The 6,921-nt window shown below is 42.9% G+C and carries 6 protein-coding genes; 3 read left to right on the top strand and 3 right to left on the bottom strand.

Features of this window, described 5'->3' with window-relative positions; all coding sequences use genetic code 11:
• Positions 1-1,520 precede the first annotated feature (1,520 nt).
• Positions 1,521-1,847 carry a collagen-like triple helix repeat-containing protein gene (locus LC586_RS30910; protein ID WP_229489180.1) on the top strand — a complete coding sequence of 109 codons (327 nt, stop codon included), beginning with the start codon at positions 1,521-1,523 and terminating at the stop codon, positions 1,845-1,847.
• 147 nt (positions 1,848-1,994) lie between these two features.
• On the opposite strand, the gene LC586_RS30905 is transcribed toward LC586_RS30910, so the two are convergent.
• The 3 genes from LC586_RS30905 to hisD all read right to left on the bottom strand — a co-directional run bounded on the left by LC586_RS30905 (position 1,995) and on the right by hisD (position 4,602).
• Positions 1,995-2,273 carry a Uma2 family endonuclease gene (locus LC586_RS30905; protein ID WP_229489178.1) on the bottom strand — a complete coding sequence of 93 codons (279 nt, stop codon included), beginning with the start codon at positions 2,271-2,273 and terminating at the stop codon, positions 1,995-1,997.
• 19 nt (positions 2,274-2,292) lie between these two features.
• Entirely contained in the window at positions 2,293-2,718 is a 426-nt protein-coding gene (locus LC586_RS30900) for a universal stress protein (RefSeq protein WP_229489176.1), read from the bottom strand.
• A 582-nt stretch (positions 2,719-3,300) separates the two neighbouring features.
• Positions 3,301-4,602: a histidinol dehydrogenase gene (gene hisD / locus LC586_RS30895; RefSeq protein WP_229489173.1), complete on the bottom strand. Its 1,302-nt coding sequence runs from the start codon at positions 4,600-4,602 to the stop codon at positions 3,301-3,303.
• A 735-nt stretch (positions 4,603-5,337) separates the two neighbouring features.
• Here hisD and rpsT point away from each other — a divergent pair.
• On the top strand, positions 5,338-5,637 hold the full coding sequence (gene rpsT, locus LC586_RS30890) for a 30S ribosomal protein S20 (RefSeq protein WP_229489171.1): 300 nt from the start codon (positions 5,338-5,340) through the stop codon (positions 5,635-5,637).
• A gap of 314 nt (positions 5,638-5,951) precedes the next feature.
• Positions 5,952-6,737 carry a TatD family hydrolase gene (locus LC586_RS30885; protein ID WP_229489183.1) on the top strand — a complete coding sequence of 262 codons (786 nt, stop codon included), beginning with the start codon at positions 5,952-5,954 and terminating at the stop codon, positions 6,735-6,737.
• The last annotated feature ends 184 nt before the right edge of the window (positions 6,738-6,921 follow it).

Genomic DNA, 6,921 nt, shown 5'->3' with positions numbered 1-6,921 from the left:
CACCAATAACGACTCCGGTATCGCCACCACGAGCGCCACGACCGCCACGACCGCCAGCACCGCCATTGGCATCACCGCCACGACCGCCACCCACTAGGCTGGTTTCTTCAATTTGAGTCAGTTCAGTGAAAAAAGACATGATTTTTCTCCCTAAATTTGATTAGAGAAGCTATTCGATAGCTCTAGTTTCAGACTACCAGTATTCACCCAAATAAAATTGTTTTTTCAGATTAATAATTAAGTCAACTTAAGCGTTATGGTATTAAAACAAGTTATACATATTAAACTTAGTGTTATATAAAATAATTAAAAACCTACATTTTTTTACATAAAAATACTTATTCAAAAATGCAGAATCCCAGTTTTAAGTTTTATGAATATCTTTAGGTACAAATTCTGTAAAAAATGTTATTAAATTTGCTTGATTATATGTTTAATTCTGTGATTTTTCGTTACCTTCTCAGTATTAATAGTTAAGTAGCTTAACTTATACATTTTTTTTAAACAAAATTAAGCTTTTAGATATGCATATATTTTTCAACATATCAATCTATCAATAGATATAGATTGACGCCTGCGATTTTTTGATAAATAAGAACTTATTTTTAATTAAATTTGTATAAATACTAACTATGTAAGATGTTTGCTCTTAAACAACTACTTGCTTGACCTATTTAGCGATAGTCGTATAATACATGTAGCGCATCCGCTGAATAAATCGGGGCGGACAACCACTTCGGGAACGATTTTACGTCATTTGAGGCTTGTCAGTGAGCGATTTACCCCAGATTATTGAACGCTTACCATGTAGCAATACAGAAAAGTTAGTAAATATACTTTTTTACCGTTTATATCTATAGGACTTACGCATTGACAGGAAAACCCAAATATGGAGTATGGATTCCAGGGATTAAACCTTGATTTTTCGACCCCTTTTAGGCGATGCCTTCGGCGGGCTACGCCTACGCTATTTATCCCAGGATGATTTCTAAAAGCCTGAAACGACGCATTTTCGTTGATACACAAGATAATCAATTTGTACAGTGCGTAAGTCCTAATCTATTACTTTGGAGTGATATCGTTTCTTTGTGAAGCTGTACTAAATCTCTTAATTTCTTATTTCTTGGTGTACTTGGCGCACTTGGCGGTTAGTTCTTTATTTCTTGCACTATAGACGCTTCTTCATACAGAATTGGTATGACGTGACTTTAATCCCAACAATTAAGCGAGAACCAAAATCATCGAAAGCACATTCTTTACTGCATTAAGCACCAACGAAGAAGCCAATCTCTCTAATAACTTGTGGATAGCAAAACTCTTTTTACTTTACTTACTCCAAACGAATAAGCAAGTCTGTCTATTCGTTTGGAGTTAAGTAAAGTAAAGATACCAAAATTCCCGATATTTCCTCTGTTGAGATATGGAATATAACAATTTTGGTACGCCCTTGCTCTCGTTATCTTAAGTGAAAACAGCTTTGTCAAAAGTTCAAAAGTGATAATTGGCAATTTAGGTTAACTATGGAAAGCACTCAAACATCCCCAATGTTTATCTCACTAACTGAAACCGAAGAAGCAAATTTGTCTGGTGGTCAGAGTATGGTTAATACTACTGGACAAGCTGGAGCACCTGGACAAGACGGAGCACCTGGACAAGACGGAGCACCTGGACAAGCCGGAGCACCTGGACAAGCCGGAGCACCTGGACAAGCCGGAGTATCTGTACAAAACGGAGTATCTGTACAAAACGGAGTATCTGGACGAAATGTACAGATACCCAAACGAATTACAATTAGAAAAAAACTTTTAAAAAGGCTATTGTCCCGAGTAGCAAATATAAGGGAATAATAGTACAACTAGACTCTTGGTCAAAATTTTAACCACGCAGGGACAAAACCCTGCTATTTTTTTGGGTTCTGTTCCAATGTTATTGGATACTGGAGTGTGAAATGAGATACCAAGTTGTTGCACAACATAGCGAAGAAGATTGTGGATCTACGGAATCACAACTACATCTGGAATCCTTGATGTATCCCATCTGCCAACACGGGGTGAACGAACAGCGATAACCATTTGTTTAGAAGTCCAATCCAACTTTAGCCGGAGAATTTCTGCTCGGAAACAAAGATTGATAAATTCTGTTAACGCCCCATGTTGCTCACTTCCCAGACTCATGGGAATTAGTTCTCCATTGACTAATTCGTAGCGGGTATCAGTGCCATCATGATATTTCAGGTATTCCTCAAAGGTTAGTTTTGGGGTAGTTATAGTCATTGCTTCCCCTTACAAATTTTTACCTTGCTTTGACGACCAACACCGAACAATTAGCCTCTTCCACAACTTGACTGCTAACAGAACCCTGGACAATTCGCTTCATCCCCATCAATCCCCGACTGCCAATTATAATCAAGTCAGTTTTGTAAATATTTGCAAGGCGAATAATCTCTTCGGCAGGATCACCAGTTACCAGTTCTAACTCACTTGGGACTGATAATTTTTCCTGATAAGATTGCAGCTGTTTTTCAACATGAAAATAAGAAAATGTTGGTGACTCTGGCTGAGGACGATCAGCGGGTAGTTCCATCTCTGACTCTGGCGTAAGGAAAACATGACAAAGAATAACCTTGGCATCTTTTGACAACGCCAAAGTATCTAAAGTCTGAATTACTCGTTCTCCAATTTCCGAACCGTCCAGAGCTACCAAAATATTGTTTAGCACCGCTCTCGTCTCCTAAAGAGTAGACCCTTTACATAAGTATGTAGCAAAACTTGTTGGCAGCTACACTAAATTATTTTTCCATCTGCCTACTTAGTTTATATATTCGAGGCTGTGCCATAGATCAATACGGTTCAGTCAGCGCCAAAAACCTTAAACTGCGTAGGTTGGGTTGAGGAACGTAGACCCAAAGGGGCTTCCCGCAGGGTAACCCAACATTTCCGGGGCTTTGTTGGGTTGCGCTTTGCTTAACCCAACAAAGCAATTTTTTTTAACCCAAGCGTATTGTGCCATTAAAGCAACGTGAGTTCGACGAACCTCTCCCTGCTTGAACTAAAGTTCAAGTCTGTCCCTCTCCGACTCGGAGAGGGACGGTTTTGCGTAGTAAAACCTTCTTAGAGGTCTTTTAATTCAGCTAATTAAGCAGACACTATAATGAGCCGTCGAATTCACGTTAAAGCAGGGTAGCAATTAGCGTGCGTAGACGCGTAGCGGCTTACCGTCAGACATCGCCATCCAAACTTTTATCTGGAATCTATCGAGTGACTTTTGCCAACAGTATTAAAAAAAATTAAGCATTACAAATCACTCTTCTTGCTGAATTCGGCGTCGGACTGAATCAGCATGGGAAGGTAAACCTTCTGCTGTCGCTAGCACATCAATGGCACTAGCCACATTTTGCAGCGCAGTTTGGGAGTATTGAATAATACTGGAGTGTTTGAGGAAAGTTTCCACCCCTAATGCCGAAGCATAGCGAGCAGCACCAGAAGTTGGCAGGGTATGGTTAGGGCCTGCCAAATAGTCTCCTACAGCTTCTGGTGTCGAGTAACCCAAAAAGATTGCCCCAGCGTGGCGAATCTGTGGTAGGAGTGCCCAAGGATCTTTGATTTCTAATTCCAGATGTTCGGGGGCAAATTCATTTGAGAGTTCTGCTGCTGCTTCGAGCGATTCCACAAGGACAATCAAGCCGTAGTGAGCGATCGCTTTTTCTGTGTCTATTCGCCGTGGGTGATCTACTAGCTGTCTTTCCAAGGCTAATTGCACGTTTTTCGCCAAAGCCGCATCTGTCGTCAGCAAAATTGCTGCCGCCATTGGATCGTGTTCGGCTTGGGCTAGCAAGTCAGCAGCTACATGCACCGGATTTGCGGTTTCATCGGCAATCACCAGCACTTCGCTGGGGCCTGCCAAAGAATCAATGCCAACGGTGCCATAGACAAGTTTTTTCGCTAGGGTAACATAAATGTTACCAGGCCCAGTAATCACATTCACTTTCGGAATTGTTTCTGTGCCATAAGCTAAAGCGGCGATCGCTTGTGCGCCTCCAATGCGATAAATTTCTTGCACTCCTGCTTCTTGGGCAGCTACCAAGACTGCTGGGTTAATTGCACCCCCTGGGCCTGGTGGTGTCACCATGACAACGTGAGGTACAGCAGCAACATGAGCCGGAATTGCATTCATCAGCACTGTACTGGGATAAGCGGCACGGCCACCAGGCACATACAACCCCGCGCGATCTACGGGGGTGTAGCGTTTGCCCAGCACTACCTCATCGTCGCCAAAGTGTACCCAGCTTTTTGGGACTCGCTGACGATGAAACGCTTCAATTTGGCGGCAAGCTAGCCGAACCGCGCCCAACAACTCTTTTGACACCTGCTGATAGGCTGCATCTAGTTCCGAACCTGTAACTCGGAGTTCTTCTGCTTTCAGGGTTTGTTTGTCAAATTCGGCTGTGTAATGCAATACAGCTTTGTCGCCTTGGCGCTTCACTGCTTGCAAAACCTCCCGCACCGTTGCTTCTTTGTGAAGCACCTGTTCGTCATGGGTGCGATCGCAGATCCGTTGTAGTTCTGCTCTGACGTCTGCCTGCTGAGTAATGATTCGCAGCATGGAGTAAGGACAATGCCAAAATTATAATAAGATCACCTGAGATTTAGTATTGCTCTTGACCCACTGGGGTGTGCAAGCTGACTCTAATTCTCTTCTCTAGCTTAACCTGGATTTTTTTGATACTCTCAAGTCTGCCAGCATCTAGTTTGCTTGAGAAGGCCACTTAATTGCTCAGTCCAACCAGCCAAGGCTTGGCTAGCGGCAGGAAGCAGGCGTGCCATTTCCCGCTACTCTTACGCCCTTACCCTCACTCCTTGCGGGGTGCAGGTGGTGTATTGACACATCCAATCCCCCAGATTTACAGGGGTTAGGGTCTGAGTATAATTTTTCTTTTCCTAACTTTTAGTAGTTAACATCTGTACAGAGACGATAATATAGTATCGATTCTATACTTTGAAACCCCTGAAATTTAGCTCTTTACAGTTCCTTGCCTTTGACAATACACCTGTTTTCGGGACAGATTGATTATATTGGCAATCACATTGCTTAACCAGGTGATTAGTTAGGGTGACCATTTTACATGTACTTCATTTTAACGCATTTCCTTATTTGACGACACACCAAATTAAGGACTAAGGATTCGGGAGCGGAGACTAAGGACTATCTTTCCCAATCTCCAGTACCAAATTTCCAATGATAGATTTTTTTTAGGAAATTATAACATTGGCAATTTGGATGCTATATTAGTAAGTCTAGTAGTGTGTGTACATATTAATAGTATTTTTGGAATTGACTGTGGCGAATACAAAGTCTGCTCTCAAGCGTGCCCAAATCGCAGAACGTAACCGACTGCGTAACAAAGCTTACAAATCAGCAGTCAAGACGCTGATGAAGAAATACATTAATGCTGTAGCTGTCTATACAGCTAATCCTACCCCAGAATTAAAACAAGAAGCACAGGCTCGCTTATCCGAGGCTTACGCCAAAATCGATAAAGCGACTAAGCGGGGTGTCCTTCACCCAAACAATGGGGCAAGGAAAAAGTCAAGATTGGCTAATAAACTAAAACCTTTAACTCAAGCAGTTGCTCAATAGTCATTGATGAGTGAGTGGCCTCTTCTGAATGAGGGAGACACCATGTTACAAAGGTTACCAAAGTTTTTGTAAATGGTGTGAAACGCCAAGGGTAATGGCAAGCCAGTGTAGTCTTGAAAGTTTCTACACCACTTACTCTATGTCTCTCAACCCGTCCAAGGCAGGGCTGTCCTATGAGCGAATTAAAATGAGTAGCGGGCGTGTCCCTCTTGAGGAGTTTAGCGATCGCAGGAGTTAAAGATTCACCCGGAGGGTCATTTGTCCTTAGTCGTGATCGGGGCTAATAATTTATGACCAATGACAAAGGGCCAAGAATGCAACTGATAGACACGCACGTTCATCTCAACTTTGATAGTTTCCAGCCGGATCTAACAACAGTGCGATCGCGGTGGCAAGAAGCAGGAGTAGTACGTTTAGTACATTCTTGTGTTCACCCAGAAGAGTTTTCCCACATTCAATCCATAGCGCACGAGTTCCCCGAAATCAGCTTTGCCGTGGGATTACATCCTTTAGATGCTGAGAAATGGAATCACGAGACAGCCGAGAAAATCAAAACTTTAGCGAGTTCTGACTCTGGTGTGGTAGCAATTGGGGAAATGGGGCTGGATTTTTACAAAGCTGATAACTATGAGCATCAGCTGATGGTGTTTGAGTCGCAGTTAGCGATCGCATCTGAACTCAACTTACCAGTGATTATCCACTGCCGCGATGCTGCTGTGGCAACCAGAGAAGTGTTGCAAAAATGGCGGGAACTCAAAGGAGAAAGAGTGCGGGGAGTCATGCATTGCTGGGGAGGAACGCCAGAAGAAACTCAATGGTTTCTCGATTTAGGCTTCTACATCAGCTTTAGCGGGACGGTAACGTTCAAAAACGCCAAAGCGATCCAATCCTCTGCGGCGATGGTGAGTAGCGATCGCCTACTGATTGAAACAGACTGCCCATTTCTCGCCCCAGTTCCGAAACGAGGCGAGAGGCGCAACGAGCCTGCCTACGTACTTCATGTAGCCGAGCAAGTAGCTAAACTGCGTCAGGAAACGGTAGAGGCGATCGCCCATCAAACCACCCAGAATGCCTGTGAATTATTTGGTCTGTCAATATAAAGTGTGCAATAATTCTCTTTTATTCCGTTGTGCTAAAAAAAATAAAACTCTAGAGAGGGAAAATATGGTAATATTATTCCCTCAAAAACATTTTGCTTGCGCCATAATGATAAAGGAAGGAACCTAAAATTTCTGAGCCTAATTTTCCGTACTGTTATCGGCTTGGCCATCCTCCAATTCTCTA

It is taken from the genome of Nostoc favosum CHAB5714 (genome assembly GCF_020829495.1).
Lineage (GTDB): Bacteria > Cyanobacteriota > Cyanobacteriia > Cyanobacteriales > Nostocaceae > Nostoc > Nostoc favosum.
The sequence above is the reverse complement of the archived record's forward strand: the minus strand, read 5'-3'. Positions and strand labels throughout refer to the sequence as shown.

Coding starts and splice junctions, on each gene's coding strand:
- LC586_RS30905 (WP_229489178.1), bottom strand. CDS start 2,273: ATGACTATAACTACCCCAAAACTAACCTTTGAGGAATACCTGAAATAT.
- LC586_RS30885 (WP_229489183.1), top strand. CDS start 5,952: ATGCAACTGATAGACACGCACGTTCATCTCAACTTTGATAGTTTCCAG.
- LC586_RS30910 (WP_229489180.1), top strand. CDS start 1,521: ATGGAAAGCACTCAAACATCCCCAATGTTTATCTCACTAACTGAAACC.
- hisD (WP_229489173.1), bottom strand. CDS start 4,602: ATGCTGCGAATCATTACTCAGCAGGCAGACGTCAGAGCAGAACTACAA.